The organism is Polaribacter vadi (assembly GCF_001761365.1).
GTDB lineage: Bacteria > Bacteroidota > Bacteroidia > Flavobacteriales > Flavobacteriaceae > Polaribacter > Polaribacter vadi.
This window is the reverse complement of sequence record NZ_CP017477.1, coordinates 1,965,863-1,992,651: the sequence shown is the minus strand read 5'-3', so window position 1 is coordinate 1,992,651 and position 26,789 is coordinate 1,965,863. Positions and strand designations below refer to the sequence as shown.

24 protein-coding genes are annotated in these 26,789 nt (G+C 31.1%); 12 read left to right on the top strand and 12 right to left on the bottom strand.

The features are described 5' to 3' along the window. Window positions 1-183: 183 nt before the first annotated feature. Entirely contained in the window at window positions 184-2,802 is a 2,619-nt protein-coding gene (alaS, locus tag LPB03_RS08865; protein ID WP_065317664.1) for an alanine--tRNA ligase, read from the bottom strand. 157 nt (window positions 2,803-2,959) lie between these two features. On the opposite strand from alaS, the gene LPB03_RS08860 reads away from it, so the two are divergent. The 12 genes from LPB03_RS08860 (at window position 2,960) to LPB03_RS08805 (ending at window position 14,471) form a co-directional block, all read left to right on the top strand. Then, window positions 2,960-3,922 carry a M23 family metallopeptidase gene (locus LPB03_RS08860; RefSeq protein WP_065317665.1) on the top strand — a complete coding sequence of 321 codons (963 nt, stop codon included), beginning with the start codon at window positions 2,960-2,962 and terminating at the stop codon, window positions 3,920-3,922. A 261-nt stretch (window positions 3,923-4,183) separates the two neighbouring features. Then, window positions 4,184-4,513, top strand: a complete 330-nt coding sequence (locus LPB03_RS08855) for a MerR family transcriptional regulator (protein ID WP_065317666.1) — start codon at window positions 4,184-4,186, stop codon at window positions 4,511-4,513. 174 nt (window positions 4,514-4,687) lie between these two features. Further along, on the top strand, window positions 4,688-6,502 hold the full coding sequence (locus LPB03_RS08850) for an acyl-CoA dehydrogenase family protein (RefSeq protein WP_065317667.1): 1,815 nt from the start codon (window positions 4,688-4,690) through the stop codon (window positions 6,500-6,502). Beyond that, the gene (locus LPB03_RS08845; RefSeq protein ID WP_065317668.1) at window positions 6,502-7,275 is read left to right on the top strand and encodes an SDR family NAD(P)-dependent oxidoreductase; all 774 of its coding nucleotides are present in this window, start codon (window positions 6,502-6,504) and stop codon (window positions 7,273-7,275) included. The genes LPB03_RS08850 and LPB03_RS08845 overlap by 1 nt, the downstream gene beginning before the upstream one ends. A 211-nt stretch (window positions 7,276-7,486) precedes the next feature. Then, entirely contained in the window at window positions 7,487-8,200 is a 714-nt protein-coding gene (locus LPB03_RS08840) for a VIT1/CCC1 transporter family protein (RefSeq protein WP_065317669.1), read from the top strand. 18 nt (window positions 8,201-8,218) lie between these two features. Then, window positions 8,219-9,439: an acyl-CoA dehydrogenase family protein gene (locus LPB03_RS08835; protein ID WP_065317670.1), complete on the top strand. Its 1,221-nt coding sequence runs from the start codon at window positions 8,219-8,221 to the stop codon at window positions 9,437-9,439. After that, complete coding sequence (locus LPB03_RS08830) at window positions 9,436-10,494, top strand: phosphotransferase family protein (RefSeq protein ID WP_065317671.1); 1,059 nt, start codon at window positions 9,436-9,438, stop codon at window positions 10,492-10,494. Before LPB03_RS08835 ends, LPB03_RS08830 begins: the two co-directional genes overlap by 4 nt. A 162-nt stretch (window positions 10,495-10,656) precedes the next feature. Beyond that, complete coding sequence (locus LPB03_RS08825) at window positions 10,657-11,409, top strand: SDR family NAD(P)-dependent oxidoreductase (protein ID WP_065317672.1); 753 nt, start codon at window positions 10,657-10,659, stop codon at window positions 11,407-11,409. Window positions 11,410-11,523: 114 nt separating this feature from the next. Then, the gene (locus tag LPB03_RS08820) at window positions 11,524-12,138 is read left to right on the top strand and encodes a LemA family protein (RefSeq protein WP_065317673.1); all 615 of its coding nucleotides are present in this window, start codon (window positions 11,524-11,526) and stop codon (window positions 12,136-12,138) included. Then, window positions 12,139-12,576: a TPM domain-containing protein gene (locus tag LPB03_RS08815; RefSeq protein ID WP_065317674.1), complete on the top strand. Its 438-nt coding sequence runs from the start codon at window positions 12,139-12,141 to the stop codon at window positions 12,574-12,576. It abuts the gene before it with no gap. Continuing rightward, the gene (locus LPB03_RS08810; RefSeq protein WP_065317675.1) at window positions 12,573-13,430 is read left to right on the top strand and encodes a TPM domain-containing protein; all 858 of its coding nucleotides are present in this window, start codon (window positions 12,573-12,575) and stop codon (window positions 13,428-13,430) included. The genes LPB03_RS08815 and LPB03_RS08810 overlap by 4 nt, the downstream gene beginning before the upstream one ends. A 195-nt stretch (window positions 13,431-13,625) precedes the next feature. Next, complete coding sequence (locus tag LPB03_RS08805) at window positions 13,626-14,471, top strand: YjiK family protein (RefSeq protein WP_065317676.1); 846 nt, start codon at window positions 13,626-13,628, stop codon at window positions 14,469-14,471. Here the strand turns inward: LPB03_RS08805 and LPB03_RS08800 are convergent. The 11 genes from LPB03_RS08800 to LPB03_RS08750 form a co-directional block, all read right to left on the bottom strand. After that, window positions 14,468-14,845, bottom strand: coding sequence for a DUF423 domain-containing protein (locus LPB03_RS08800; RefSeq protein ID WP_065317677.1), 378 nt, complete (start codon window positions 14,843-14,845; stop codon window positions 14,468-14,470). The genes LPB03_RS08805 and LPB03_RS08800 overlap by 4 nt on opposite strands. A gap of 3 nt (window positions 14,846-14,848) precedes the next feature. Beyond that, window positions 14,849-18,547, bottom strand: coding sequence for a metallophosphoesterase (locus tag LPB03_RS08795; protein WP_065317678.1), 3,699 nt, complete (start codon window positions 18,545-18,547; stop codon window positions 14,849-14,851). A gap of 14 nt (window positions 18,548-18,561) precedes the next feature. Beyond that, window positions 18,562-19,161 carry a nucleotidyltransferase family protein gene (locus LPB03_RS08790; protein ID WP_065317679.1) on the bottom strand — a complete coding sequence of 200 codons (600 nt, stop codon included), beginning with the start codon at window positions 19,159-19,161 and terminating at the stop codon, window positions 18,562-18,564. A 152-nt stretch (window positions 19,162-19,313) separates the two neighbouring features. After that, window positions 19,314-20,339 (bottom strand): XdhC family protein, encoded by a 1,026-nt coding sequence (locus LPB03_RS08785; RefSeq protein ID WP_065317680.1) that lies wholly within the window; start codon window positions 20,337-20,339, stop codon window positions 19,314-19,316. Between the two features lie 4 nt (window positions 20,340-20,343). Continuing rightward, complete coding sequence (locus LPB03_RS08780; RefSeq protein ID WP_065317681.1) at window positions 20,344-22,494, bottom strand: xanthine dehydrogenase family protein molybdopterin-binding subunit; 2,151 nt, start codon at window positions 22,492-22,494, stop codon at window positions 20,344-20,346. Between the two features lie 3 nt (window positions 22,495-22,497). Next, window positions 22,498-22,971 (bottom strand): (2Fe-2S)-binding protein, encoded by a 474-nt coding sequence (locus LPB03_RS08775; RefSeq protein WP_065317682.1) that lies wholly within the window; start codon window positions 22,969-22,971, stop codon window positions 22,498-22,500. 17 nt (window positions 22,972-22,988) lie between these two features. Further along, complete coding sequence (locus tag LPB03_RS08770; RefSeq protein ID WP_065317683.1) at window positions 22,989-23,603, bottom strand: hypothetical protein; 615 nt, start codon at window positions 23,601-23,603, stop codon at window positions 22,989-22,991. Between the two features lie 158 nt (window positions 23,604-23,761). Next, window positions 23,762-24,982 (bottom strand): bifunctional alpha/beta hydrolase/OsmC family protein, encoded by a 1,221-nt coding sequence (locus LPB03_RS08765; protein WP_065317684.1) that lies wholly within the window; start codon window positions 24,980-24,982, stop codon window positions 23,762-23,764. A gap of 12 nt (window positions 24,983-24,994) precedes the next feature. Further along, window positions 24,995-25,513 carry a peptide-methionine (S)-S-oxide reductase gene (locus LPB03_RS08760; RefSeq protein WP_065317685.1) on the bottom strand — a complete coding sequence of 173 codons (519 nt, stop codon included), beginning with the start codon at window positions 25,511-25,513 and terminating at the stop codon, window positions 24,995-24,997. Then, the gene (locus LPB03_RS08755) at window positions 25,504-26,448 is read right to left on the bottom strand and encodes an aldo/keto reductase (RefSeq protein WP_065317686.1); all 945 of its coding nucleotides are present in this window, start codon (window positions 26,446-26,448) and stop codon (window positions 25,504-25,506) included. Before LPB03_RS08755 ends, LPB03_RS08760 begins: the two co-directional genes overlap by 10 nt. Window position 26,449: 1 nt before the next feature. Continuing rightward, window positions 26,450-26,731: a DUF427 domain-containing protein gene (locus LPB03_RS08750; RefSeq protein ID WP_065317687.1), complete on the bottom strand. Its 282-nt coding sequence runs from the start codon at window positions 26,729-26,731 to the stop codon at window positions 26,450-26,452. Window positions 26,732-26,789: the final 58 nt, after the last annotated feature.

The window sequence follows — 26,789 nt, the reverse complement described above, 5'->3', positions numbered from 1 at the left end:
GAGCAATTTAAAACTTATTTTCCTTTGCGACTCTGCGTCTTTGCGAGATATTTTTTACTTATCAAACAAAAAAGAGCTTACATACCAAATTCCAAAACCTGAAACAATTAAGACTAGTATGATTAATAAAATAGCAATTAAGAATTTCCCTATATTTTTAACTTTTTTCAATTTTAAAAATATTTATTTTAAATAATCTTTTGCTCTTTCCAAAACTTTAGGAATTCCTCCAGGGTTTTTACCTCCAGCAGTTGCAAAAAATGGCTGACCACCTCCACCTCCGTGAATTAATTTCCCTAATTCCCTCACTACTTTTCCTGCATCATAGCCACGTTCTGCTGTTAATTCTTTAGAAATATAACACGTTAACATTGCTTTTTCTTTTGAAGGAGCTGTCGCAAATAATAAAAATAAATTTTGATATTCTTTTCCTAAAGCAAACGCTAAATTTTTAATTCCATTAGGATCTAAATCAATCTTCGTTGCTAAAAACTGAACACCATTTATTTCTTGCAATTGGTTTTTAAGTTCGCCAGATAAATTTTGCGCTTTATCTTTTAATAATTGCTCAACTTGTTTTTGCAAATCTGCATTTTCATCTTGCAATTTTTGAACAGCTTTTACAGGGTTTTTCGAATTATTTAAAAGTTCTTTAACTTCCGATAAAACAGTATTATTATCAGTATAAAAATCTTTTACAGCATCATTTGTAATAGCTTCTATTCTTCTAATTCCTGCAGCAACTGCACCTTCAGATTTTATTTTAAAATGCCAAATATCGCCTGTGTTTTTTACATGTGTTCCTCCACAAAGTTCTATAGATTTTCCGAATTTTATTGCTCTAACAGTATCTCCATATTTTTCGCCAAATAAAGCCATTGCTCCATCTGCAATTGCTTTTTCCATGGTAATATTTCTGCTTTCTTCTAAAGGTAATTTGCTAGCAATTCTTGCGTTCACAAAGTTTTCGACATCCTGAATTTCATCCGAAGTTAATTTAGAAAAATGAGAGAAATCGAAACGTAAGTATTTAGAGTGCACAGCAGAACCTTTTTGCTCTACATGTGTTCCTAAAACTTCTCTTAATGCTTGATGCAATAAATGTGTTGCTGTGTGATTGCTTTCTGTTCTAGATCGTTGCTTTTCATCAACCACAGCTTTAAAAGAAGCGTCTAAATTTTTTGGAAGATTTTTTGCAAAATGAATAATTACGTTATTTTCTTTTTTGGTATCTAAAATATAAACAACATCACCATTTGCATCTTCTAAATATCCTTTATCACCAACTTGACCTCCACCTTCTGGATAAAAAGGCGTTAAATTAAAAACCAATTGAAACATTTCACCATCTTTTTTAGAGGTTACTTTTCTGTATCTAGTTAGTTTTACGTTTGCTTCTAAAAAGTCGTAACCAACAAATTCCTCAACAGCATCTTCAACTAAAATAGTCCAATCTTCTGTGCTCATTTCACTAGCAGCTCTTGAGCGTTTCTTTTGTTTTTGCAGTTCAGCTTCAAAGCCTTTTTCGTCTAAAGTATAGCCTTTTTCAGATAATATTAAAGCTGTTAAATCGATTGGAAAACCAAAAGTATCATACAATTCAAATACTTTATCACCAGAAATTTCTTTTGTTTTTGCTGATGAAATAATACCATCTAACAAAACCAAACCTTGATCTAAAGTTCTTAAAAAAGATGTTTCTTCTTCTTTAATTACATTTTCAATCAATTGTTTTTGCGCTTTTAATTCAGGGAAAGCTGTACCCATTTTATCACTTAAAACAGCAACTAATCTATAAATAAAAGGCTCTTTTTTATCTAAAAAAGTAAAACCATATCTTACAGCTCTTCGTAAAATTCTACGAATTACATAACCAGCTCCAGTATTGCTTGGTAATTGACCATCTGCAATAGAAAAAGCAACAGCTCTAACATGATCTGAAATTACACGAGTTGCAATATCTTGTTTTGTATCTGAACCGTATTTTGTATTTGTAATCGTACCAATTTCTCTAATAATTGGTGTAAAAACATCAGTATCATAATTAGATTGAACATTTTGTAAAACCATACAAAGGCGTTCAAAACCCATACCAGTATCTATATGCTTGTTTGGTAATTCCTCTAAAGAACCATTGGCTTTCCTGTTATATTGCATAAAAACCAAGTTCCAAATTTCCACAACATGAGGATGGTCTTCGTTAATTAAAGTACGTCCATCAACTTTAGCTTTTTCTTCTGCAGAACGAATATCAACATGAATTTCAGAGCAAGGTCCACAAGGTCCTTGTTCGCCCATTTCCCAAAAATTATCTTTTTTATTTCCTTTTAAAATTCGGTCTTCAGCAATATATTGTTTCCAAATATCAAAAGCTTCTGTATCCATTTTTAGGTTATCAGCATCTTCTGAACCTTCAAAAACGGTTACATATAAGATGTCTTTATCAATTTTATAAACTTCGGTTAATAATTCCCAAGCCCAAGCAATTGCCTCTTTTTTAAAATAATCTCCAAAAGACCAATTCCCTAACATTTCAAATAAAGTATGATGATAGGTGTCATACCCAACTTCTTCTAAATCGTTATGTTTACCAGAAACACGCAAACATTTTTGAGAATCTGTAATTCTGTTTTGCTTTGGAGTTCCATTTCCTAAAAAATATTCTTTAAATGGTGCCATTCCAGAATTCACAAACATTAATGTTGGATCATCCTTTGTAACCATTGGTGCAGAAGGAACAACCAAATGAGATTTTTCTTTGAAAAAGTTTAAAAAAGTAGCACGAATATCTTGAGATTTCATAAAAAAGAAGTTTCCAACAAGTTGGATTTTGTTAATTTATTTTTAAAAAACTACTTGAAAAAAAGCAGTTGTAAAACATTTTGTAAATTTGTTCGTTATTATAAATGAGTTTTATTAAAAAAATCAATTATAACACAAAAATAGAACATTTAGTTATATGGCAAAAGTAAAATATTATTATGATGAGGATACGCTTTCTTACAGAAAAATTGCTGTAAAGAAAACGGACTATTATCGAAGAATATTATTTAGCTTTTTAGGAGTTATTTTAATCGCTTTCTTTGGATTTATTGGGTTTAGTCAAATTATTACATCACCTTCAGAACGTGCTCAAAAAAGAGAATTAGAGAATTTGAAGTTTCATTATGAGTTGATTGATAAACGCTTGGAGGAGAGTTCTGAGATTTTATCGCAATTGCAAGAAAGAGATAATAATATTTACAGAAGTTACTTTGAAGCAAATCCGATTCCTGAAGAACAAAGAAAAGCCGGTTTTGGTGGGGTAAACAGATATAAAAATTTAGAAGGTTTTGATAATTCTGGTTTGATAAAAAACTTAACAAAAGAAGTTGATATTTTATCAAAACAAATGGTGGTGCAATCTAAATCTTTAGATGAAATTGTGGCTTTGGCTAAAGAAAAAGAAGATATGTTAGCTTCAATCCCTGCAATTTTACCGATAAAAAAAGGAGGATTTTATGTGGCTTCTGGTTATAAAATGAGAATGCATCCTATTTTAAAAATTAATAAATTTCATAAAGGAATGGATTTTACAGCGCCAAAAGGAACACCTGTATATGCTTCTGGAAATGGAAAAGTTACAATAGCCCAAAGAAGTAGTACTTTTGGAAATGTTGTTTATATTGAACATGGTTATGGTTACAAAACAATTTATGCGCATTTGAGCAAAATTGAAGTTAAAAAATATAACGAAGTAAAAAGAGGAGATTTAATTGGTTTTGTTGGTAATACTGGTTTATCTGTAGCTCCACATTTACATTATGAAGTTCATAAAAATGGGATTGCTTTAAATCCAATCAACTTTTATTATGGAGATTTATCTTTAGAAGAGTTTGCAACGTTACAAGAAACTTCAGAGGAAAGTCAATCTTATGATTAATATCTTTTATTAGTTTTAGAAACAGGAAACAGGAAACAGGAAACAGGAAACAGGAAACAGGAAACAGGAAACAAGAGTCAAGAGAAAAGAAAAAAGAGACAAGATAAAAGAAGAGAAGACAACACAACACAACACCTATGTGCTCTATGTACCTATGTGTTTTATTTTTTTAATACGATAAAATAAGAAAAGTTAAAATCTAATTTTTTATTTTACAAACCACAAACCACAAACCACAAACCACAAACCACAAACCACAAAATGCACATAGATTTACCTGAAAAACGATATTACAAAATCGGTGAAGTTGCAAAAGCTTTCAGCGTAAATACTTCATTAATACGTTTTTGGGAGAAAGAGTTTGTGATTATCAAACCAAAAAAGAACGCTAAAGGAAACCGACTTTTTACACAAGAAGATATTGTCAACTTCAAAATAATCTTCAATTTAGTAAAAGAAAGAGGATTTACATTAGAAGGAGCTAAGCAAAAACTAAAGAAAAATCCTGAAAACATCTTTAATAATCACGAAATTATTACAAGACTAGAAGCTGTAAAAGCTGAACTTCAAAAGATTAAAAACTCACTTTAATTTTTTATATCATTGTGAAGTTTACTTTTTTGTAAACAGAGGCAATTCTGTAATACACATACTTTCACGAACTTACTATGCATGCATAATATTTTTCATTATATTTGGAAAGAGAAATGACTGTTTCATCAACAAACACAATTCTTATAAATCAACTATAAAATTAAAAATAGTATGTCAAAGAAATATGTAGATTTAGAAACCTTGAAGTATTTGCTTTATGATGTTCATAAATTAGAAGATTTACTATCAAGAGAGCGTTTTCAAGAACACGATTTAGAATCATTAGATTTATTTATAGATTCTGCAAAAGAGTTTTCTGACAGAGAATTATATCCATATTTTAAAGAAATGGATGCAACTCCTGCACATTTTAAAGATGGAGCTATAATTGTACATGAACAAGTTCAAAAAGTAATGCATCAATCTGGAGAAATGGGCATTATTGCTGCTTGTTTTAATTACGAAGATGGAGGTTTACAAATTCCTTCTTCCGTTTTTCATGCAGCTTTATATATTATGGATGCTGCCAACAATCATTTACCTGGTTACCCAAGTTTAACTTTAGGAGCAGCAGAATTAATCATAGAATTTGGAGTTCAAAGTTTAAAAGAAGCTTATGTTCCTAATATGCTTTCTGGAGTTTGGGGAGGCACAATGTGCTTAACAGAGCCACAAGCAGGAAGTTCATTATCAGACATTACTACAAAAGCAACACCAACAGAAAACGGATTTTATAAAATATCTGGACAAAAAATATTTATTTCTGGAGGTGATTATAAAGGAGCAGAAAATATCATCCATTTAGTATTAGCAAGAATTGAAGGTGCACCAAAAGGAACTAAAGGAATTTCATTGTTTGTAGTTCCTAAAAATAGACTAAAAGAAGATGGATCTTTAGAATATAATGATGTAATGACAGTTGCCGATTTTCAAAAAATGGGACAACGTGGTTACTGCACAACTCATTTAGGTTTTGGCGATTCAGACGATTGTAGAGGTTGGCTTGTTGGTGAGGAACACAAAGGTTTGGCGCAAATGTTTTTAATGATGAATGGTGCAAGAATTGCTGTTGGTAGAGGAGCTGCAGCAATTGCAATGGCTGCTTACAGAACGTCTTTGCAATATGCAAATGAACGTCCACAAGGAAGAAAATTATCTGCTGATGGAAAGAAAAATCCGACAGAAAAACAAAGTTTAATTATAGAACATCCAGATGTTAGACGCATGTTATTGTTGCAAAAAGCAATTGTAGAAGGCTCTTTAAGTTTGGTTTTGTTAGCATCAAAATATCACGATATTTTAACAACAGCAACATCAAAAGAAGAAAAAGAAAAATATCATTTATTGTTAGAGATGATTATTCCTATTGTAAAAACATATCCATCTGAAGCAGGTGCAGAAGCTGTAGATAATGGTTTGCAAGTTTTAGGAGGTTATGGTTTTTGTACCGATTTTTCTTTACAACAATATTATAGAGACATCAGAATTTCTGCTTTGTATGAAGGTACAACAGGAATTCAATCGCAAGATTTGTTGGGCAGAAAAGTACCAATGCAAAATGGAAAAGGGTTGGAATTATTATCTGCAGAAATTGTAAAAACAATTATTTCAGCTAATATTGATGAAGATCTAAAAATATATGGAACTATTTTGGGTGATAAATTAAAACAATCTCAAAAAATATTGGGACATTTAACGCCTTTTGCTCTGAAAGGAAATTACGAACGCTATTTAGCAGATGCCAATTTATTTATGGAATATATGAGCATTGTTGTTTTAGGTTGGTTATGGTTAGAAATGGCTGTGGATGCAAAAAAGCAAATAAATAATGCTGATAAAAAATATTCAGAAACTTTTTATGAAAGTAAAATTCACACCATGAAATTTTACTTTAAATATGAAGTTCCGAAAACAAATTCATTAGCAGAATCTTTAATGAATAATGAAGTTTTAACTATTAAAAACGATAAAGAACTTATTTTATAATGAATATAAAAGAACAATTTAATTTAGAAGGAAAAGTTGCCATTATTACAGGTTCTAGCAAAGGAATTGGAAAAGCAATTGCAAAAGGTTTAGCAGAAAGTGGAGCACAAGTTGTAATTTCTAGCAGAAGTCAAGAAGCTTGTGATGAAGTTGCAAAAGAATTTACATCAGAAGGTTTAAAAGCAGTCGGAATTGCTTGTCATATTGGTAAAGAAGACCAGCGTAAAGAATTGATAAATAAAATAATAAAAACTTTTGGGCGAATTGATATATTAGTAAATAATGCAGCAATTAATCCTGTATTTGGCCCAATAGAAGAGGTAGATCCAGCAATTTTTGATAAAATTATGGATGTAAATGTAAAAGCACCTTGGAGTTTATCAAATTTGGTTTTACCACATTTTAAAGCAAATAAAAACGGAAGTATTATCAATATTGCATCTGTAGAAGCATTAACTCCTGGTTTTGGATTGGGAATTTACTCCACAAGTAAAGCTGCTATTTTAATGTTGACAAAAAACCAAGCCAAAGAATGGGGACAATATGGAGTTAAAGCAAACGCAATTTGTCCAGGTTTAATCAAAACAAAATTTAGTGCTGCTTTATGGCAAAACGATAAAATACTAAGTAAAATTAAAAAATCGTTACCAAGTGCAAGAATGGGAATGCCAGAAGAAATGGTAGGTTTGGCTTGCTTACTGGCTTCAGATGCTGGGAATTATATGACTGGTGGAGTTTATACTGCTGATGGAGGTTTTATGATTACTGGGTAGTTTTTCAGTCGGCAGTTTGCAGTCAGCAAGAATTAGAGAGAGATTTGTCATTTCGACTTTTTTGGAGAAATCTCATAAAAATTGACCACATAGAACATAGTATATACAGCCTATATTTTCTATGTGGTGAAAATTAAAAAGTAAAATTGTTTTTAAAATATGAACTTCGAATATTCCCAAAAATCTAAAGAATTACAACATAAATTATCAAATTTTGAAAGAAAAACACAATCTTGATGAGTATTTAAAAACTCATTTTATTCATAGAAGTAATTGGTTAAGAGCTGCTGTTTTGGGTGCAAATGATGGTATTTTATCTACTGCAAGTATAGCAATTGGTGTTGCTGCTGCAAGCACTACAAGAGAACCAATTATTTTAGCAACTTTAGCAGGTTTGGTTGCTGGAGCTTTGTCAATGGCAGCAGGTGAATATGTTTCTGTGAGTTCACAAACAGATATTGAAAAAGCAGATATTGAAAGAGAAAGGCAAGAATTAGAAGAAATGCCAGAAGAAGAACTTCAAGTTTTAGCACAGATTTATGAGAATAGAGGTTTAAAAAAAGAAACTGCTTTAATAGTAGCCAAAGAATTAACAGCACACGATGCTTTAGCAGCACATGTTAGAGATGAGTTAGGAATCAATGAAATGTCAAAAGCAAATCCAATTCAGGCAGCTTTGGCTTCTGGAGCTTCTTTTGTTTTTGGTGGAATATTACCTTTATTGGTGGTATTTTTTCTTCCTTTAAAAACAATGGAACTGTACATTTATGCATCTTCAATTATTTTTCTAGCTATTTTAGGTGCAGTTTCTGCAAAAACGGGTGGTGCTAAAATTATGAACTCAGTTGTCAGAATTACTTTTTGGGGAACGATTGCTATGGGTATAACAGCTTTAATTGGTTATTTATTTGGCATTAATCTTTAAAGAAAATTTAAACAAACTATGAACTTCGAATACTCCCAAAAATCAAAAAATCTACAACATAAATTATCAACTTTTATCGAAGAACATATTATTCCTATAGAAGAAGAATTTATTGCTTTTCAAAGTGATGCAAACAATATGTGGAAACGTTTCCCAAAAATGGAAATGCTAAAACAAAAAGCAAAAGATGCTGGTTTATGGAACTTGTTTTTACCTAAAGATTATGGAAATTTAAGTTCAGGTTTAACCAATTTAGAATATGCACCATTAGCAGAAATTATGGGAAAAAAAATCTGGATTTCAGAAATTTTTAATTGTTCTGCTCCAGATACTGGAAATATGGAAGTACTAGCAAAATATGGAAGTGAAGCCCAAAAAAATCAATGGTTAACTCCTTTGATGAATGGAGAAATCAGATCTGCTTTTTTAATGACAGAACCACAAGTTGCTTCTTCTGATGCTACAAATATTGAAACTTCCATAGTTTTAGAGGGTGATGAATATGTAATTAATGGAAGAAAATGGTGGTCTTCAGGAGCCATGGATCCTCATTGTAAAGTGGCAATTGTGATGGGTAAAACTGATGTAAATGCGCACAGACATCAACAGCAAAGTATGGTTTTGGTTCCTATGAATACGCCTGGATTAAAAATTGTAAGACCATTATCTGTTTTAGGTTATTTTGATTCTCCAGAAGGTCATGCAGAAATTATTTTAGACAATGTAAGAGTTCCAAAAGAGAACCTAATTTTAGGAGAAGGAAGAGGTTTCGAAATTGCACAAGGACGTTTAGGACCAGGAAGAATTCATCATTGTATGCGTTTGGTTGGAATGGCTCAATACGCTTTAGAACTCATGTCTCAAAGAACATTAGAAAGAGAAACGTTTGGTAAAAAGTTTTATGAGTATAGTAGTATTCGTCATGAAATTGGAAAATCGCAATGTGAAATTGAACAAGCACGTTTGTTAACACTTTCTGCTGCAGATAAAATGGATAAAGCTGGTAATAAAGAAGCCAAAGATATTATTGCTATGATTAAAATTGTAGCTCCAAATATGGCACAAAAAGTAGTTGATAGAGCCATGCAAATTTTGGGAGGAAAAGGTGTTGGACAAGACACGTATTTGCCACATTATTTTGCTATTGCAAGAATGTTACGTTTGGCAGATGGTCCAGATGAAGTACATATGTATCAATTAGGGAAAAGTTGTATTAAAAAATACGGTAGTAACTTATGAGCAATCAAAAAGTAAGAAAAGGAGAAGAGTTACCAGAAGTTGCTCTTAAAAAATATTTACAAGAAATCAATTTAATTGAATCTGTAGAAAGTGATTTGTTAGTAGAACAATTTACTCACGGATTTTCGAACTTAACCTATTTGTTAAAAATAGAAAATAAGGAATTCGTCTTGAGAAAACCTCCAAAAGGAGCTATCAAAAGAGGTCATGACATGAGTCGTGAATTCAAAGTGCAAAGTGCTGTTTATAAAGCATTTTCTAAAGTGCCAAAAATGTTTGGATTTTCTGATGATCAAGCTATTTTAGGAAGTGATTTTTATATCATGGAAAAAGTAGAGGGCATCATTTTAAATTACAAAGAAGCGCATAAAAGAAATATTGCTGTTGATGAGTTCCAGAAAATAGCAAATTCTTGGTTAGATACTTTAGTGGAATTACACAATGTAGATTATAAAGCGATTGGTTTAGAAGATTTAGGTAAACCAGAAGGTTATGTAGAAAGACAAGTTTCTAATTGGGGAAAGCAATATGTAAAAGCAAAAACAGAAGATGTTCCAGAAGCAACAATGGTGATGAAATGGATGGAAGAACATCAACCAAAAAAATATGAGCATTGTTTAATTCACAATGATTTTAAGTATGATAATGTTGTTTTTAAAGACGATTCTTGGCAGGAAATTGGAGCAGTTTTAGATTGGGAAATGGCAACTCTTGGAGATCCTTTAATGGATTTAGGAACTTCTTTAGGATATTGGACAGTTGCTACAGATCATGATTTTGTAAAACAAGGAATTCCTTCTCCTACAGTTTTTGAAGGAAACCCAATTAGAAGTGAAATTGCAAAAATGTATGCAGAAAAATCTGGAAGAAACGTAGATAATTTGGTTTTTTATTATGTTTTTGGCTTGTTTAAAATTGCAGTAATTGCTCAGCAAATTTATTTTAGATATTCAAAAGGCTTTACAACAGATCCACGTTTTGCAAATTTGAATAAAGCATCAGAATTGTGTTGTAAGTTGGCTTTAAAAGCGATCAAAACGAAATCAATAGATTAAACAAAGTGGAACTATGAACTTTAACAATTTTGATAATATTCCTTAGTTTTATGACTAAATACCCAATTTGCGTTAGGGATTGAAACGACATCCTTTTTGCTTTTCGCAAAAAGATATAGTGTAAAGCCCGACCTTTTTTAGGGAACGCCCAAATACAAAAATATGCAAGTAAAAGACAAAATAGTAATTATTACAGGAGCAGGTTCTGGAATCGGAAAAGCAACAGCAATTCATTTTGCAAAATATGGAGCAACAGTTGTGGTTTCTGATATCAATTTAGAAAAAGCGAAAGAAGTTGCGGCAGAAATTGTAACAAATGGAGGAAAATCGCTACCAATAAAAGCAAACGTTGCAAAGTTTGAGGAAGTAGAAAACTTAATTAAACAAACAGTTGTAGATTTTGGTAAACTAGATGTGCTTGTAAATAATGCAGGAATTGGACCTAGTTTTTTAAGAACGCACGAATCTACTTTGAGAGATTGGAATAGAGTAATTGCAGTGAATCAAACAGGTGTTTATTATGGTATGAAAGTAGCTTTAGCGCAATTTTTAGAGCAAGGTTATGGAAATATTGTAAATATTGCGTCTTTGGCAGGTTTAAAAGCGTCGCCCAATAATATTAGTTATAGTGCCAGTAAATTTGCTGTGGTTGGTATGACAAAGTCTGCAGCAATGGAATATGCCACCAAAAATATAAGGGTAAATGCAGTGTGTCCTGGATATACAGAATCTGCTTTGTTAAATCAGTTACTGAGTGCAAAACCAGAAATGGATGCAATTTTAAAAAGTGTAATTCCCATGAAACGTTATGGAAAAGCAGCTGAAATTGCAGAAGCTGTAGTATGGTTGGCTTCTGATAATACAAAGTTTATAACAGGACAAACAATCACGTTAGATGGTGGAACCTCTTTGTAACTTTATTCAAGTTAAAACAAATAGGGTATCAGCTAAAAGTCTTTTTTTTACTGTTGATAATAATGAGTATTTTTACAATATAAAAAATCAATCAAAAAATAAAATTTAGAAATTATGAAAAAATGGTTAATACCTGTAATAATTATTGCTGTAATTGTTTTTGCAGTTTATAGTTGGGCAAAAGGATTTAATAACGAAGCTGTTGTTTTACAAGAAGATGCAAAAACTACGTGGTCTAATGTAGAAAGTGCATATCAAAGAAGAAATGATTTGATTGGGAATTTGGTGAAAACAGTTCAAGGAGCAGCAGATTTTGAAAAAAGTACGTTAACAGAGGTAATTAATGCAAGAGCAAAAGCAACTTCTGTAAACATTAATGCTGGCGATTTAACTCCAGAAAATATGGCGCAATTTCAACAAGCACAATCTGGTTTGTCTGGTGCGTTATCTAAATTATTGGTATCTGTAGAACGTTATCCTGATTTAAAATCGAATGCTAACTTTTTAGAATTACAAAGTCAGTTAGAAGGTACAGAAAACAGAATTAATGTTGCTAGAGATCGTTTTAATGAAGGTGTAAATAACTATAATAAACATATCAAAATTTTCCCAAATTCTATATTAGCTGGTATGTTTAATTTCGATGAAATGAGTCGTTATCAAGCTGATGCTGGTTCAGAAAATGCTCCAGATGTAAATTTTGATTTTAATAATAAAAAAGCAGCATAAATGTCTAAAGTAGAAGCATTTCTTACCAAAGAAGAAGAGCAAGAAATTATTTCTGCTATTAGAGTTGCAGAGAAAAATACTTCTGGCGAAATTCGTGTTCATATAGAAGCTACGTCTGATAAAGACCCTTATGAACGCTCGTTAGAAGTATTTTATCTCTTAAAAATGGACAATACAAAAGATGCAAATGCTGTGTTGATTTATGTTGCTGTAAATGATCAAAAATTTGTTATTTATGGTGATAAAGGAATCAATAAAGTAGTACCAAAAGACTTCTGGAATTCCACAAAAGATGTAATGCAAAGTCACTTTAAAAATGGCAACTTTAAACAAGGAATTGTTGATGGAATTTTAAAAGCTGGTGAGGAATTACAAGCACATTTTCCTTGGCAAATTGATGATGAAAACGAACTTTCTAATGAAATTTCTAAAGGATGATATTCAGTAAGCAGTATTCAGTAGGTAGTTTTCAGTTAGCAGGTTTATGTAAAAACTGGTTGTTCTTTGTTGCTCTCGTTTTTTCTTTACAAACCTTTGCTCAAGGATTTAAAATTCCTGAAACTCCAAAGTTTCAAACAAGTGTTTACGATTATGTAAACTTATTATCAGTATCACAAAAAACAAATTTAGAAAGTAAGTTAGTACAATATTCTGATACTACTTCAACTCAAATTGTTGTGGCAATTATAGCATCAACAGAAGGAGAAAATATAAATTATTTAGCTGCAAATTGGGGCGAAAAATGGGGAATTGGAGATGCTAAAAAAGATAATGGTATTTTAATTTTATTGGCTAAGGATGATAAAAAAATAGCCATTCAAGTTGGTAGAGGTGCAGAACCGTTATTAACTGATTTTCAATCGAAAAGAATTATAGAGAGAGTTATTTTACCTGAATTTAGAAAAGGAGATTTTTACGGAGGTTTAGATAAAGGTGCAATATATATATTTAAAACTTTAAATGGCGAATTTACTGGAACTCGTCAACAAGACGAAAAAGGTTTTGATCCTGGAATTATCATTTTTATAGTCATGATTATCGTCTTTTTCCTAATTGTTTCTAGAGGGAATAAAAATAATAAAGGTGGAGGCAGAGGTTTTAGAAGAAAAGGTTCTGTAGCTGGTTCAATTCTTGAAGCTATTATTTTGAGTAATGCAGGTAGAGGTGGAGGAAGTTTTGGTGGCGGATTTGGAAGTGGTTCATCTGGAGGAGGCTCTTTTGGTGGTGGAGGTTTTGGTGGCGGATTTGGAGGTGGTTCTTTTGGAGGTGGAGGAGCTTCTGGAGGCTGGTAAAGCCATCTTAATCTTCCCAAAGAGAAGAAACACTCATGCTTTAAATTTACTCGTATAAACTTTTTGGAGAATATTTTTTTTAATGCTCTATCAAAACAAGTTTATCTAAAATCTATTTTTTTGAAGAAAATACTTTCAAAAAGATAAATATTTTCACAATCTTTTCGTTTTACAGAAAAACAAATCATAATTATTATGAAAAAAATCACAATACTTTTAAGCATATTTTTATTAATAAGTTGCCAAAATTTTGGACAATTAAAAGTACTTGGAGAATTACCAGGAGGTTTAAAAGAAATTTCGGGAAATGAAATAATTGCAGGTTCAGACTTAATTTGGATTCATGAAGATGGTGGAAATAAATCTGAAATATTTGCCATTGATTCAAATGGAAAAATTATAAAAGAACTTGATATTAACGAGAAAAATAGCGATTGGGAAGATATTACTTCTGACGAGTTTGGGAATCTTTATATTGGTGACTTTGGTAATAATTACAGTGAAAGAAAACATCTAAAAATCTTAAAAGTTAATAAAGAAGATTTAGATAAAAAAGAGGCAGAAGTAGAGGAGATAGAGTTTGAATACGAAGATCAAGATAAATTTCCAACAAAAAAGAAAGACCGCTTTTTTGATGCTGAAAGTTTCTTTTATTTCAAAAATAACTTTTACGTTTTTACAAAAAGTAGGGTTAAAGATGAATATGGTAAAACATCACTTTATAAAATACCTGCCATTAAGGGGAAGCATACTGCTAAAAAAATCGGAGACTTTAATAATGGTAAAGATGCTGATTCTTGGATAACTGCTGCTGATATTTCTGATGATGGAAAAAAAGTGGTACTGCTATCAAAGAAAAATATTTTAATTTTTACAGGTTATAAAAACGATAATTTTTTATCAGGAAAAGTACATAACATAGCTTTAGAACATCAATCTCAAAAAGAAGGTGTTTGCTTTAAAGACAACAATACTTTAATTATAACTGACGAAAAATCAGGTAAAAAAGGTGGTTTTCTGTATGAATTTAAAATTGATTAAATCAAAAATTTAAAAAGCAACAACACCCAACCTGCAACTAAAAACAAACCACCAAGTGGTGTTATTGGCCCTAAAAACTTCAATTTCTTATTATTTGCTGATGATAAGACCAAGCCATAAATAGAAAACGAAAATAAAATTGTACCAATTATAAAACTATAAACTATATAGGCATTTATAGTTGCAGAAATATCTAAATGAAAGCCTAAAAGAAGCAATACAATTGCATGATACATTTGGTATTTTACACCAGTTTCAAAACTTTGTAATTGCTCTGAGGTGAGTTTCTTCTTTAATAAATGTGCTCCAAAAGCACCTAAAATTATTGCTAAACCACCAAAAAGACTTCCAAAAATTAACGCTAATTGACTCATATCTTAAAAATCAAACCCTAAAGTAAAAGTTATACGTGCACCATCATCACCAGTAAAAACACCAATATTTCCAGCAAGAATATCTGCTGCATTTATAAAAATACCACCTCCATAAGAAGTTCTTGGTTGTCCAGTATCATTTGGGAAAGCAGTTAAGCTATCTGGAGTTCCCCAAACTTTACCATAATCAAAACCACCAAAAAGACCAATGTTAGTAGGTAATAGATTTGTTTTTACGCTTCTTAAATTCCAACGAATATCAGAAGAATGATAAAAAGCATTTTTGCCTGTAAAACGTTCATTTCTATAAGCACGCATTCCATTATTACCACCAATACTTGATGCTTGATAAAACTCAAATTCATCATCAAAAATAAATTGACCATTAATTTTTGATGCTAAAACTAACTTTCCACTTGGTATTAATTTGTGTGTAATTGATAATGAAGATTCTGCGTAAGAAAAATCTCTATTTTCTTTTATGTTGCCTGTAAAACCAGCTTTTGCTAAAAATTGAATTCCTAAAGTTGGAAAAGCAGGATTGTCTGAATGTTGATAAGAATAACTGGCTTCTGTATTAATAAATTGTTGTCTTTCAAAAATTCTATTACCTGCTGCATATTGCGTTTCTAAAAATCTATCAGCTGTTCTATCTACATTATAGTTTTGATATTTTGCTCCAACTTTAAATTCAGCACCTAAATCTCCTCTCCATTTTAAATACGTTCCTCCAATTACTTGCTCTATTTTAACTCTGTTAAAATCTCTGTTTTCTAATTCGTCTGCTTCTAAATTAACGGAGTTATTTCCAAATCCGAAGAAATTTTGTGCAAAATTTGCGCTTGTATATTTTCCTTCAAAACCTAAATTCCATTTTTTAATAACGTTTGCAAATTCGCCATCATATGCAAGCTCAAAACCATTGGTAGCAAAATAGTAAAATGCAGACAATACATGTTTTCTTGTAAAAGGGTTTCTCTCGAAACTATTTACGAGAAATGTATTTTTTACGCCTAATTTTATCCCATCATCTGGATTATAACCTATTGCAGGAGAAAGAGAGTTTTTAAAGCTTCTAATTTTTTTATAATCGTAGATATTTGTGGAATAATCGTCTGTAAGTTTTTTATTTACATTTGGTGTCTTAAAAGTACTTTTCTTAGATTTATAGTCGTAAACTTTTACTTTTTTAGTTTCATTAATTTCATAAACATCATTATTTAAACCACCAACAATTTTTAAATTTATTGTTTTTCTACCAGCATTTCCATTTAGGGTAAATACATCATCATCATCTAAACCATACAACCAAATATTTTTAGTAAGATTATATTTATAGGTTCTTTGAAGCATGATATCTGCTTTTTCTCCATCTTTTATTCTGTAAACTGATATTTTAGTATCTCCATTTTCAAATCGCTCAATATCAAACCAATCATCTTTGTTGGTTCCTTTTATCACTTGAAAGTTGTTTAAATAAGCAAAGTATTTATCTGATATTTTTTGAAGATTCTTTTTTCTACCTTTCAGTTTTCTTTTAATATCTTCGATGGTTTCATCATTAACTTCTTTTGGAAATTTTGCAAAAGCACCATCAATAATCTCATCTGTAATTTGGCTTTGTATAATAGCAACTTGTGCATCCCAAACTTTTTTATCAGAATTATGAATCAAAGTCATATCTAAAGGATAGCCAGATAAATTAAACCATCTTGGTTTTTCGATGTCTTCTTTGTAAGATCTCATACCTCTTAAATCAGGTATTAATCGTGTAAAAATATTTAGTAAAATCCCATCAGAAAAAATAGAAAATGCTTGATCTCTATCTCTTGGTACAGGTCTGTAAACTACTTTATCATCTTTTTTAAACTCAGCCCATCTCCACTGATCTTGATGTCTGTCCCAATCTCCTATTAGCATGTCAAACAAACGAGCTCTTATGTAAGATTCTTCGTCAATACTATATTTTTCGTCTTTTTTTAAGTTTTTTCTTAAATCGTCTGTACTGATAATTTCATTAGCATACCCAAAACTTTTTTGATTTCCATGACCATCTGCAGTTCGTTCTTCAATCATATACAATTCATCACCATAATCTGCATTAAACTCACCTAAACCTATTTGTTTTGGTACATAATATAAAACAGGATTTGAATGATAAACATCAATAGCATCTGCTAAATCTCCTATTGTAAAAGGCGCATAAGGATGTGAACCCGTAAAAACGTCTAACAATAAACTTTCTGTATATGTTTTATTAAATTGCCCTTCTACATATTGTTCTTTAAAAGCAACAGCTTGCAAATATTGCACAGCGTTTTTTCGTAAAGCTCTCATTGTAAATTCTCGACCTTCTTTGTCTTCTAATCGTAAAGTTTTAGATTGATGACCTCCACCTCTTCTAACAGGTTTTAAACCACCATGTAAAGTATCTAAATTTACAGTAGATGCATTTACTTTTTGACCAAAATATTTTCGGTATCTTTTTCCCCAAAGTAAATTATAAAATTTTCCTTTTGTAACTTCTTGATCTGTATAAATTGAGGCTTCTTTTTCAGATAATTTGGCATTCGGAAAATCGGTATATTCTATGATACTATCTTTTTTAAACACATTTGCCTCATAGACAATTTTACGATCTTTAGCTGTATAAAAATGCACAGTAGAAGAACCATCTTTATAAACATCTAACCTTGCAAAACCTTGTGTTCCGTAAGAAAATTTACCACCATTTACATTTTTTGTTGCTGTTAATTTAGAGCCAGATCCACTTACAATTTGAGGTATATTATCTTGAACTATGTATTGAATACTATGTTCATGACCAGAAACAAAAATTATCTTTTCATTTTGTTGCGCCAAACTAATAACGCGTTTTCTTAAGGTATTGTATTTTTCATTTTGTTGATCTACATCTAAAGCACCAGCAGTTTTACGAAGAATATTTATAGCACTTCCTATAATTGGCAAAGGTTTCATGTGGCTTTTAAAAGAATAATAACCTCCATGAGGACCATTTGTAAACATAGGATGATGCAAAGCTAAAATTGTTGTTTTGCCTTGAGATTTTTTGATCATCCCTTCTAATTCTTCAAAGAATTTTTCACGTGTTTTTATCTCACATTCGTCATTTATTCCTGGGTGATTATCCCAATCTGTAACAAACCAATGGGTATCTACAACAATAATATTAATATCTTCATTTATTTCAATTTTCTCTAAAGGGCAACCATTATCTGGCTCAAAACTTTTTTTACCTAAAGCATCCTCAACTAACTTTTCTTGTCTTTTTAAACCTTTTAAACCACTATACCAATCATGATTTCCAGGAATTACCAAAGTGTTACCAGGAAATTTTTTACCAATATCAGTTTGAACTTTTAAACGATGACTAGCCAATTCGTATTCTTTAGAGTTTTCCTCTGGAATTCCTCTCTGATATACATTATCACCCAAATAAATTAAAGTCGAATTCTTTTTTGCGTTTGCAATTTCTTGACTTAAGTAAGACAAAGCAGAATCTCTTCTATATAAATCAGAATTTCCAGCATCACCAATTAAATAAAAAGAGTGAATTACATTAGAAGAATCTGTTCTTGGAACAAAATTTTGACCTTCTGTTACCTGCATTTTTATTGTTGCACAAGCAGAAATCAATAAAACTACAATAGAAATATATATAAAATATTTGAGTGTTTTCATAAATGCAAAATTAACTATTTCGAAATTGATTTTTTATAATTATTCAAATCTTCTTTCGTATCTATATCTAATAAATTTGTGGATGATTCTGAGCAAAGAACATCATTTTTATGATGATTAATGAACTCTTTTGCACCTTTATCTGCCTCAATCAAAATTAAATCATTAAAATATTTTTTTGGGATAATTGCAGGTACTCCAAATTTGTTTCCATACTTAGAGGCAATAATTTTATGGTTATTTTCTTCGGATAAAAAAATCATCGATTTTAAATAATCAACATCAATTGCTGGTTGATCTGCAAGCAGGATAAAAACGCTGTCAAAATGTAAATTATTATTTTTAAAGTGATGAATTCCTGCAATAATACTGGAACTTAAACCTGTTTCAAAATTTTTATTGTTGATAAAATTGATATTCTTTGTAGAAATTTCTTGTTTTATTTTATCAGCATTTGCACCTAAAACACAAAAAATGTACTCAGGAAATATACTTTTTATTTTCTCTAAAGTGATGTCTAAAAGTGTTTTTTGATTTATTTTCTCTAACTGTTTAATGCTTTTCATTCGAGAAGATTTGCCAGCAGCTAATACTAAAACAGCAATGTTTTTCATTGAAAAATAATTTTTAAGATAATTTTGCTATTGTAATTTGTATACTCATTTGAACTAAAATAATCAATTATCAAAACTTTTTATTTTTAGATTCCTGTTTTCACAGGAAAGACATTTTTAAGGAAACCTTTAGATAAAAACCTAAAGGAAATCTATTGTTGTGAATGAATTTTACCATTAATTTTTCTCAAAGAAAAAGGTTCTTTTTGGTTGGTGACAGACAAAATTTCTGCAATAATTGAAACAGCGATTTCTTCTGGCGTTTTTGCTCCAATGTGCAAACCTGCAGGTGAATAAATACAGTCTAAAAATTCTTCAGTTGTTTCTGGAGCAAACTCAAAAAGCTCATTAAACAAGCGTTCTCTCTTTTTTGGTGATCCAATAATTCCTATATATTTCGGTTTGTATTCAGCTAATTTTACCACGTATTTCAAATCTTGCACATAACTATGATTCATAATTACAATGGCACAATTTTCTTCAATATCTTTAAATTGAATCGTTTCTGGAGAATCTCCAAGAACCGAATTTGCGCCAGGAAAATCTTTAAGCTCCTTTGAGTCTTTTGCAGAGGTAATTACCTCTATTTCCCACCCTAAATTAGCAGCGATTTTACACAGTTTTACAGCATCATGTTCGCCACCAATAATAATTAACTTGAAAGCAGGTTTTAAAATTTGTGTAAAAATTGCGACATCATTTTTTTGTTGATGATTAAAAGAATCAGAAAAAGTAAATTGTTGCTGATTCTCAAAGGTTACAAAAGAACCAAAATTGCCAAAAGCTTCATCTTCTTTTGTAAAAAAACTATCAATTTTTAAAGCTTCTCTTTTTGTATTTGCATTTAAAAAAGATTTTAAAAAATCATCAGAAATAAAAAAAGGTTCAATTAAAATATAGAGAATACCTTCACAACCTAATCTGTATCTACCATCATAAGTAATAATTTTTGGTTGATTATCTTTAAAAACAGTTTTTGCTCTGTGTATAATTTCTTTTTCTACACAACCACCAGAAACTGCACCCACAGAATTTAAATCTTCAGAAATGAGCATTTTAACTCCAGGTTTTCTGTAAGATGAACCTTCTAAATAAACGACAGAGGCCAGCACGTTTTTCAATCCTTTTTGTTGATTGATAACTGCTTGATTTATTATTTCTTTAAATTCGTACATCATAAATTTACGATAATTTTAAAGGTAATTCTGTTAATCTTTGTCCTGTTAACCTTCTTACAGCATTGGCAATTGCAGCTGCAATGGGTCCTAAAGGAGGTTCACCAACAGGCAAAGGTTTATCAACTCCTTGCAATAAAAAAACATTAATTTCTTTAGGTGAATGTTTCATTAATCCCATATCATAAGGTCCAAAAATGGTGGGTTGCAATTGCCCATCTTCGATATACATTTTTTCGTGCATTGCTGCACTCATTGCCATAATCATTGCACCTTCACATTGTGCTTTAACTTGATCTGGATTTACTGCAATTCCACAATCCATTACACAGGTTATTTTATGAACTTTTATTTTGTTATCTACAATAGAAACTTCTGCAACTTGGGCACAAGGTGTTCCTGTATCAGTAGAACTGGCAAAGCCCATCGCTTTTCCATCAACAATTGCATCAGAATAATTAGATTCTTGTTGCGCTTTTTTGATGACGTTTTTTAATCTGACACCCTCTTCATTGTCTTTAATTTGTGCCAAACGCAATTCAATCGGATTTTTATTTGCTTTCAAAGCCAATTCATCTACAAAACTTTCAATGGCAAAAGTATTGGCTAATAAACCTAAACTTCGCCACCAACTTGTGGCAAAAGGCAACGTTTTATGCCATTGAACAGCTCTCTTATTTTCGATTCCAGAATAGTGAATACTTCCACCTCTAATTGCACCAAAATCTGCACCTAAAACTTTATTGGCAATATCTGGTAATAAAGCAGAATCAATTGCCACGTTTCCACTTGCAAAATGATGTTCTAAATTTTCAATTAACCCCTCTTTATTTAATTTTCCTTTCATAATATGATGCGTTGGTGGACGAAACATATCATTTTGAAATTCTTCTTTTCTGGTGAAAAAATATTTTACAGGTTGCCCAACTTCTCTAGATAATTGTACAGCTTGAATTGCATGACTGGTATTTAATCTTCTCCCAAAACCACCCCCTAAATACGTAGGAATAATATTGATATTTTCTTTATCAATATCTAAGGCTTTTGAAATTTGATTTTGCGTAATTCCCACAACTTGTGTAGAAAGAATTACTGTTACTTTACCATCTTTATAAGAAGCAACAGCGCCATTTGGTTCCATTTGAGCATGAGCACCTAAAGGACTTTTAAATTCTATTTCTAGAACCTCTTTATCATCATTTTCTAAATTATTTCCTTCTTTTTGAACAATCATTTCATCTCCACTTCCTACAGAAATTAATGTTCTAATTTCTTCTTCTGTCCATTTTTTAGGAATGTTCCATTCAACATCAACTTCCATTTTTGCAGCCAATGCTTGTGGATATGTTTTAGCAACAATACCAACCCAATCATCAATTTGAACCACTTTTACAATGCCAGGCATGTTTTCAGCTTTGCCAAAATTTGCACTTTTAAAAGTTGCTCCAATATGTTCTGGTCTAATTACAACTGCGTGTAACATATTGTCCATTTCTGCATCCATTCCAAAAATAGCATCACCATAAACTTTTGCTTTCAAATCGATTCTAGCAACTGGTTTTCCGACTAATTTATAATCTTTAACTGCTTTTAATTTTGGAGTATCAGGAATTTCCCATTCTGTAACATCTTTAACAGCATCAACATAACTTATTTGTTGATTATTGCCAGAAACAATCCCATCCTTCGTAACCAAATTTTCAATAGGAATATTTAGTTTTTTAGAGGCTTCAATCTTAATCATTTCACGCATTGTAGCAGCCATTTCACGCAAAGGCATCCACATAGAAGCCACAGATAAACTACCTCCAGTTCCTAAACCATCTACAACTCCACTTGCTGTAGATGCTGCAATAACTTGAATTTGATTCATGTTGATGTCTAATTCATCAGCAGCAATTTGAGCCAATCCTGTAAACGTTCCTTGTCCCATTTCTACTTTTGGAGAATGTAGCATTACAGTATTGTCTTTTGTGATTTCAAACCATAAATTTGGCTCAGTTCCAGTTCCTGAATATGGTGAAACAAAAGAATCTGCAAAATCGATAATTTGTCTACGAATTGGATTTCTCAAAACATACGTTCCAACTGCTAAAACTCCTAAAGTTCCTAAACCACCTCTCACTAAAAATTTTCTACGTGATATATTTTTGCTCATATCTTATATTTTAGTTGCTCTGGTTAATTCAGCAGCTCTATGAATCGCTTTTCGCATTCTATAATAAGTTGCACATCTACAAATGTTAATGATATTTTTGTCTATATCTTCATCTGTAGGGTTGTCATTTTCTTTTAACAAAGCAGCAGTTGCCATGATAAATCCTGGCTGGCAATACCCACATTGAGGTACAATTTCATCAATCCAAGCTTGTTGAACAGGATGTGGATTTTCTGCATCACCCAAACCCTCAATAGTGGTTACATTTTTACCTTCTGCAAATTTAACTGCATAAGAACAAGAACGAATTGCAACATCATTTACGTGTAACGTACAAGCTCCACAAGATGCTTTTCCACAACCAAATTTTGTTCCTTTCAAATCTAAAACATCTCTTACAACCCACAAAAGAGGTGTATTACCATCTTCTATCTCAACAGAAACGTCTTTATTATTTATTTTAAATGATATGTTCATTTTGATGTTTTATGTGATTAATTTTCAGGAATTATTGCGCCATCTGCAATCCATTCTTTTACAACTTTTTTAAATTCTTCTTCAGAAATTGGTGGAGTTTCTCTCTTGTTTCCAGCAGCGTCAATGCCAGGATTCCAAGCCCATAAAACAAGTTCATCTTCAGTTAAATGTTTTTCAACTCCTTTTAAATCTTTACCTCCGTTTTTGTTTTTATCTAAAATAACAGCAGCAATTTCTTTTCTCGTTAAACCTTTCCAAGCCATTTTTTGAGGTGCTAAACCCCAATGTGGAGCACCAGGAACTCCAGAATAATTGTTGTTTTCTGATTGATGACAAGTAGTGCATTTTGTAGCTTCAAAACCATGATCATTTTGTCCACCTTCCATTCCAAAATAATGAGGATGACTTTCAATTCCTTGTTTTGGAACGTTATCATTTGGATGACAGTTCATGCATCTTGGATGTGTTAAAACATCCATCATTTTATTAAAGTTGTCTTTGTTTTCTGATAAATTTATGACTTTTTCATCCAAAGAAATATATTCTGAAGTTGATTTTGAATAGTTGGAAGCCAATAAAATACCACCTAATAAGAATAGGGGTATTACATATAACCGTTTAGATTTTTTCATATAGTTTTAAGTTAGCAATGCTCAAAAAAATGATATTTTGAGATTTAGCTAAAATTACTACAATTTATTTAGATATCAGAATTTTTGAAATTTGTATTTTTTTAGAAAAATTTTAGATGGTTTTTTAGCCACGAACTCACAAATTGGTTAGAATAACTTTAATCAATAATTTCAGTATCGATAAGAGTTGTGCTTAATAAAGTTTTGTGAACAGGACATTTTGAAGCAATTTCTTTTAAACGTTTAATTTGTTTATCATCCAAATTACCAACGAATTTTAGCTTTTTTCGAAGATGATCAAAACGTGTTGGTTTATCAACATTTAAACCTAAATCATCACTATGCTTTTTTGAGTAGGTGATGTAAACGAAAACTTCTTGTAAATCCCATTTTTTACGTTCAGCATACATTTTTAAAGTCATAACTGTACAAGCAGCCAAACCAGCACTCAAATAATCGTAAGGTGAAGGACCAAAATCATCTCCACCAATGGTTGCAGGTTCATCTGCAATAAAAGAGTGTTTTTTGGTTTGAATAGAGGTTGTAAAATTGTCTTGCAATAAGTTTAAATGCGCTACTAATTGCTCACCATCAGTTTGCATCATTTTGTTTTCTTTTTGAGGAAAATATTTATCAACCCAAGTGCCAATCATATTCCCAACATAAACGCTATCAGAAGATTTTGAAAGTAAATGATCTGCATCATCTAAACTGATAAAACTTTTTGGATGCATGGCATTTTTATAAATTTGATGCGCATTTTCTATCCCAACAATTTGATCAAAAGGAGCATGCATTACCAAAATAGGTTTGCGTAATTCTTTGATAATTTTTGGTAAGTCTGTTTTACTGAAATCGCTCACAAAATCTTGATTAATTTTAAAAGATCTCCCACCAATTTTCACTTCAATTTCACCTTTTTCTGGAATGTCTTCTAACCCATGAGAAAATAAATGTGTCACATGATTTACTGTTGAAGGAGCACCAACTGTAGCAATTGCTTTTACATTTTCTAATTTTGATGCTGCCACAATTACAGCTGCTCCACCCAGAGAATGCCCAACTAATAATTCTGGTGCTTTGTAGTGTTTTGCTAAATAAGCATTCACATCTAAGAGGTCTTCTACGTTTGCAGAAAAGTGACTTTCAGCAAATTCGCCTTCGCTTTTGCCTAAACCTGTAAAATCGAAACGTAAAACGCCAAAACCATGGTTTGATAAAGATCTACTGATATTTTTTACAGCATTAAAATTACTATTACAAGAAAAACAATGTGCAAAAATCGCAAAATGATTTGGTTTTTGGTTTGCAGGCAATTCTAAATACGCTTGTAATTTTAAGCCTTTTCTATTTTCAATTTCCAATCTTACAGTATTCATTGTTTTGGTTTTTTAGGTAGTCGAATTTAAATGAGAAACTTTACTTTGATCAACTTTATTAGAAAATTTTTCTAATAAAAAAGTCAATTTTGGATTGATGTATTTTTCGCAAAAAGGTTTCTCTGGGTTTTGTTGATAATAATTTTGAAACTCATCTGTAGATGGTTTAAAATTTTTAAATTCTAAAATTTGAGTGATAATTTTAGCATCAAAATTTGGTTGTAATTCTTCCATAATTTCTTTGCTTTTTTCTTGCTGATGAGCATCAACATAATAAATCGCAGAACGATATTTGTTTCTAAAAGAATGATTGCTTGTGCTTTTATGTGTTGATAAATGAATTTGAATCAATGTTTTTAAATCGATTTTATTCTCATCAAAATATACAATTACAGCTTCAGAAAATGTGTTGTTTTTTGCTGTGGATGCAACCCAACCTTGTTCCACTTTTTCTACACCAATTAAAGATTGAAAAACGGCTTCTGTACACCAATGACAACCACCTCCAAAAGCTATTTTTGTTAATTCCATTCTAAGTTTTTTCTTTCAGACCAATAATGTTCAGCATCAGTATTAAAAGAATTTAGAAGATTTACATCATCAGCAGAAAGCGAAAAAGAATTTATTTTTAAATTTTCTTTTAGTTGATTAGCATTACTTGCACCACTTAAAACTGTGCTTTTAGGAATAGTTTGCTCACAATATTTTAAAGCAATTGCATCAATACCAACCTTGTGTTTTTTTGATAATTTTTCTAAAGACGCATACATTTTTTGATAATGAACATAGTTTTTATTGCTAAAAACGCGTCCATTTGCCAAAGCTTCTTTAATAACAATTTTTTTATTTTGTTGCTGTAGTTCATCAATAATTTCTAGTAAACTTTGCTCTAAAAAATTATAAGTTACTTGAAAAACATCAAATAATTGTTTCCCATCAACAAAAACATCAAGTGCTTTTTTTATAACATCAACTTGATTTGTGCCTGTTGTTGTCAAGCCAATTTTTAGATTGTATTCCTTTTTTAAAAAAGCCAATTGTTTTAAAACTTCTTGGTTTTCTAAAACGCCAGTTTCTAGAGTTGCAGAATGAATTTGATATACTTTTAAATAGGGCAGGAGTTGTTTTGAGAAATTCCATTGCTCATTTAACTTTGCTAAACTGTGTTCCTTAACTTCATGAACAGTTGCATTTGCATCAAAATTTGCAGTGTAAGTATAGCCCCATTTTGTAGCGATTTCAATGGAATTATCATCTTTTGTTTCTAACCAATCTAATACTAATTCTTCTGCTAAACCATAACCAGGAGCTGTGTCAAAATATCTAATTCCAGCATTATAAGCGTCTTCTAAAACCTGAAAACTTTGTTTTCTGAATGCTGCTAAATCAGAGTTGTCAACATCATTTTGACGAACGTTAATATATTGAGGTCTTCCTAAAGCTGCTGTTCCTAATCCTAAATTCATATTAGTCTGTAATTTTTACACCTTTCCAAAATGCAACATAATTTTTTATGTTGTTTGCAGCTTCAAAAGGTCTACCATAAAACCAAGCTGCATCTTTATTTTCTTTGCCATTTGCAACAATTGTATAATAAGAAGCTTCACCTTTCCAAGGGCAAACTGTTCTTGTTGTACTTGGTATAAAATATTCTTTTTTAATGCTGTTTTCAGGAAAGTAATGATTGTTTTCTACAACAATGGTGTCTTTACTTTCAGCAATAATTTCGTCGTTCCAAATTGCTTTCATACGTTTTATTTTTATAAATCTTTATTAATTTTACTGACCTTACAGGTTTTAAAAACCT

What these genes read in the sequence shown, in the direction of transcription:
- LPB03_RS08765 (WP_065317684.1), bottom strand. Translation starts at nt 24,982, where the DNA reads ATGAATACTGTAAGATTGGAAATTGAAAATAGAAAAGGCTTAAAATTA.
- LPB03_RS08855 (WP_065317666.1), top strand. Translation starts at nt 4,184, where the DNA reads ATGCACATAGATTTACCTGAAAAACGATATTACAAAATCGGTGAAGTT.
- LPB03_RS08780 (WP_065317681.1), bottom strand. Translation starts at nt 22,494, where the DNA reads ATGAGCAAAAATATATCACGTAGAAAATTTTTAGTGAGAGGTGGTTTA.
- LPB03_RS08750 (WP_065317687.1), bottom strand. Translation starts at nt 26,731, where the DNA reads ATGAAAGCAATTTGGAACGACGAAATTATTGCTGAAAGTAAAGACACC.
- LPB03_RS08785 (WP_065317680.1), bottom strand. Translation starts at nt 20,339, where the DNA reads ATGATGTACGAATTTAAAGAAATAATAAATCAAGCAGTTATCAATCAA.
- LPB03_RS08755 (WP_065317686.1), bottom strand. Translation starts at nt 26,448, where the DNA reads ATGAATTTAGGATTAGGAACAGCAGCTTTAGGAAGACCTCAATATATT.
- LPB03_RS08810 (WP_065317675.1), top strand. Translation starts at nt 12,573, where the DNA reads ATGATATTCAGTAAGCAGTATTCAGTAGGTAGTTTTCAGTTAGCAGGT.
- LPB03_RS08830 (WP_065317671.1), top strand. Translation starts at nt 9,436, where the DNA reads ATGAGCAATCAAAAAGTAAGAAAAGGAGAAGAGTTACCAGAAGTTGCT.
- LPB03_RS08790 (WP_065317679.1), bottom strand. Translation starts at nt 19,161, where the DNA reads ATGAAAAACATTGCTGTTTTAGTATTAGCTGCTGGCAAATCTTCTCGA.
- LPB03_RS08835 (WP_065317670.1), top strand. Translation starts at nt 8,219, where the DNA reads ATGAACTTCGAATACTCCCAAAAATCAAAAAATCTACAACATAAATTA.
- alaS (WP_065317664.1), bottom strand. Translation starts at nt 2,802, where the DNA reads ATGAAATCTCAAGATATTCGTGCTACTTTTTTAAACTTTTTCAAAGAA.
- LPB03_RS08845 (WP_065317668.1), top strand. Translation starts at nt 6,502, where the DNA reads ATGAATATAAAAGAACAATTTAATTTAGAAGGAAAAGTTGCCATTATT.
- LPB03_RS08850 (WP_065317667.1), top strand. Translation starts at nt 4,688, where the DNA reads ATGTCAAAGAAATATGTAGATTTAGAAACCTTGAAGTATTTGCTTTAT.
- LPB03_RS08825 (WP_065317672.1), top strand. Translation starts at nt 10,657, where the DNA reads ATGCAAGTAAAAGACAAAATAGTAATTATTACAGGAGCAGGTTCTGGA.
- LPB03_RS08760 (WP_065317685.1), bottom strand. Translation starts at nt 25,513, where the DNA reads ATGGAATTAACAAAAATAGCTTTTGGAGGTGGTTGTCATTGGTGTACA.
- LPB03_RS08805 (WP_065317676.1), top strand. Translation starts at nt 13,626, where the DNA reads ATGAAAAAAATCACAATACTTTTAAGCATATTTTTATTAATAAGTTGC.
- LPB03_RS08820 (WP_065317673.1), top strand. Translation starts at nt 11,524, where the DNA reads ATGAAAAAATGGTTAATACCTGTAATAATTATTGCTGTAATTGTTTTT.
- LPB03_RS08815 (WP_065317674.1), top strand. Translation starts at nt 12,139, where the DNA reads ATGTCTAAAGTAGAAGCATTTCTTACCAAAGAAGAAGAGCAAGAAATT.
- LPB03_RS08775 (WP_065317682.1), bottom strand. Translation starts at nt 22,971, where the DNA reads ATGAACATATCATTTAAAATAAATAATAAAGACGTTTCTGTTGAGATA.
- LPB03_RS08770 (WP_065317683.1), bottom strand. Translation starts at nt 23,603, where the DNA reads ATGAAAAAATCTAAACGGTTATATGTAATACCCCTATTCTTATTAGGT.
- LPB03_RS08800 (WP_065317677.1), bottom strand. Translation starts at nt 14,845, where the DNA reads ATGAGTCAATTAGCGTTAATTTTTGGAAGTCTTTTTGGTGGTTTAGCA.
- LPB03_RS08860 (WP_065317665.1), top strand. Translation starts at nt 2,960, where the DNA reads ATGGCAAAAGTAAAATATTATTATGATGAGGATACGCTTTCTTACAGA.
- LPB03_RS08795 (WP_065317678.1), bottom strand. Translation starts at nt 18,547, where the DNA reads ATGAAAACACTCAAATATTTTATATATATTTCTATTGTAGTTTTATTG.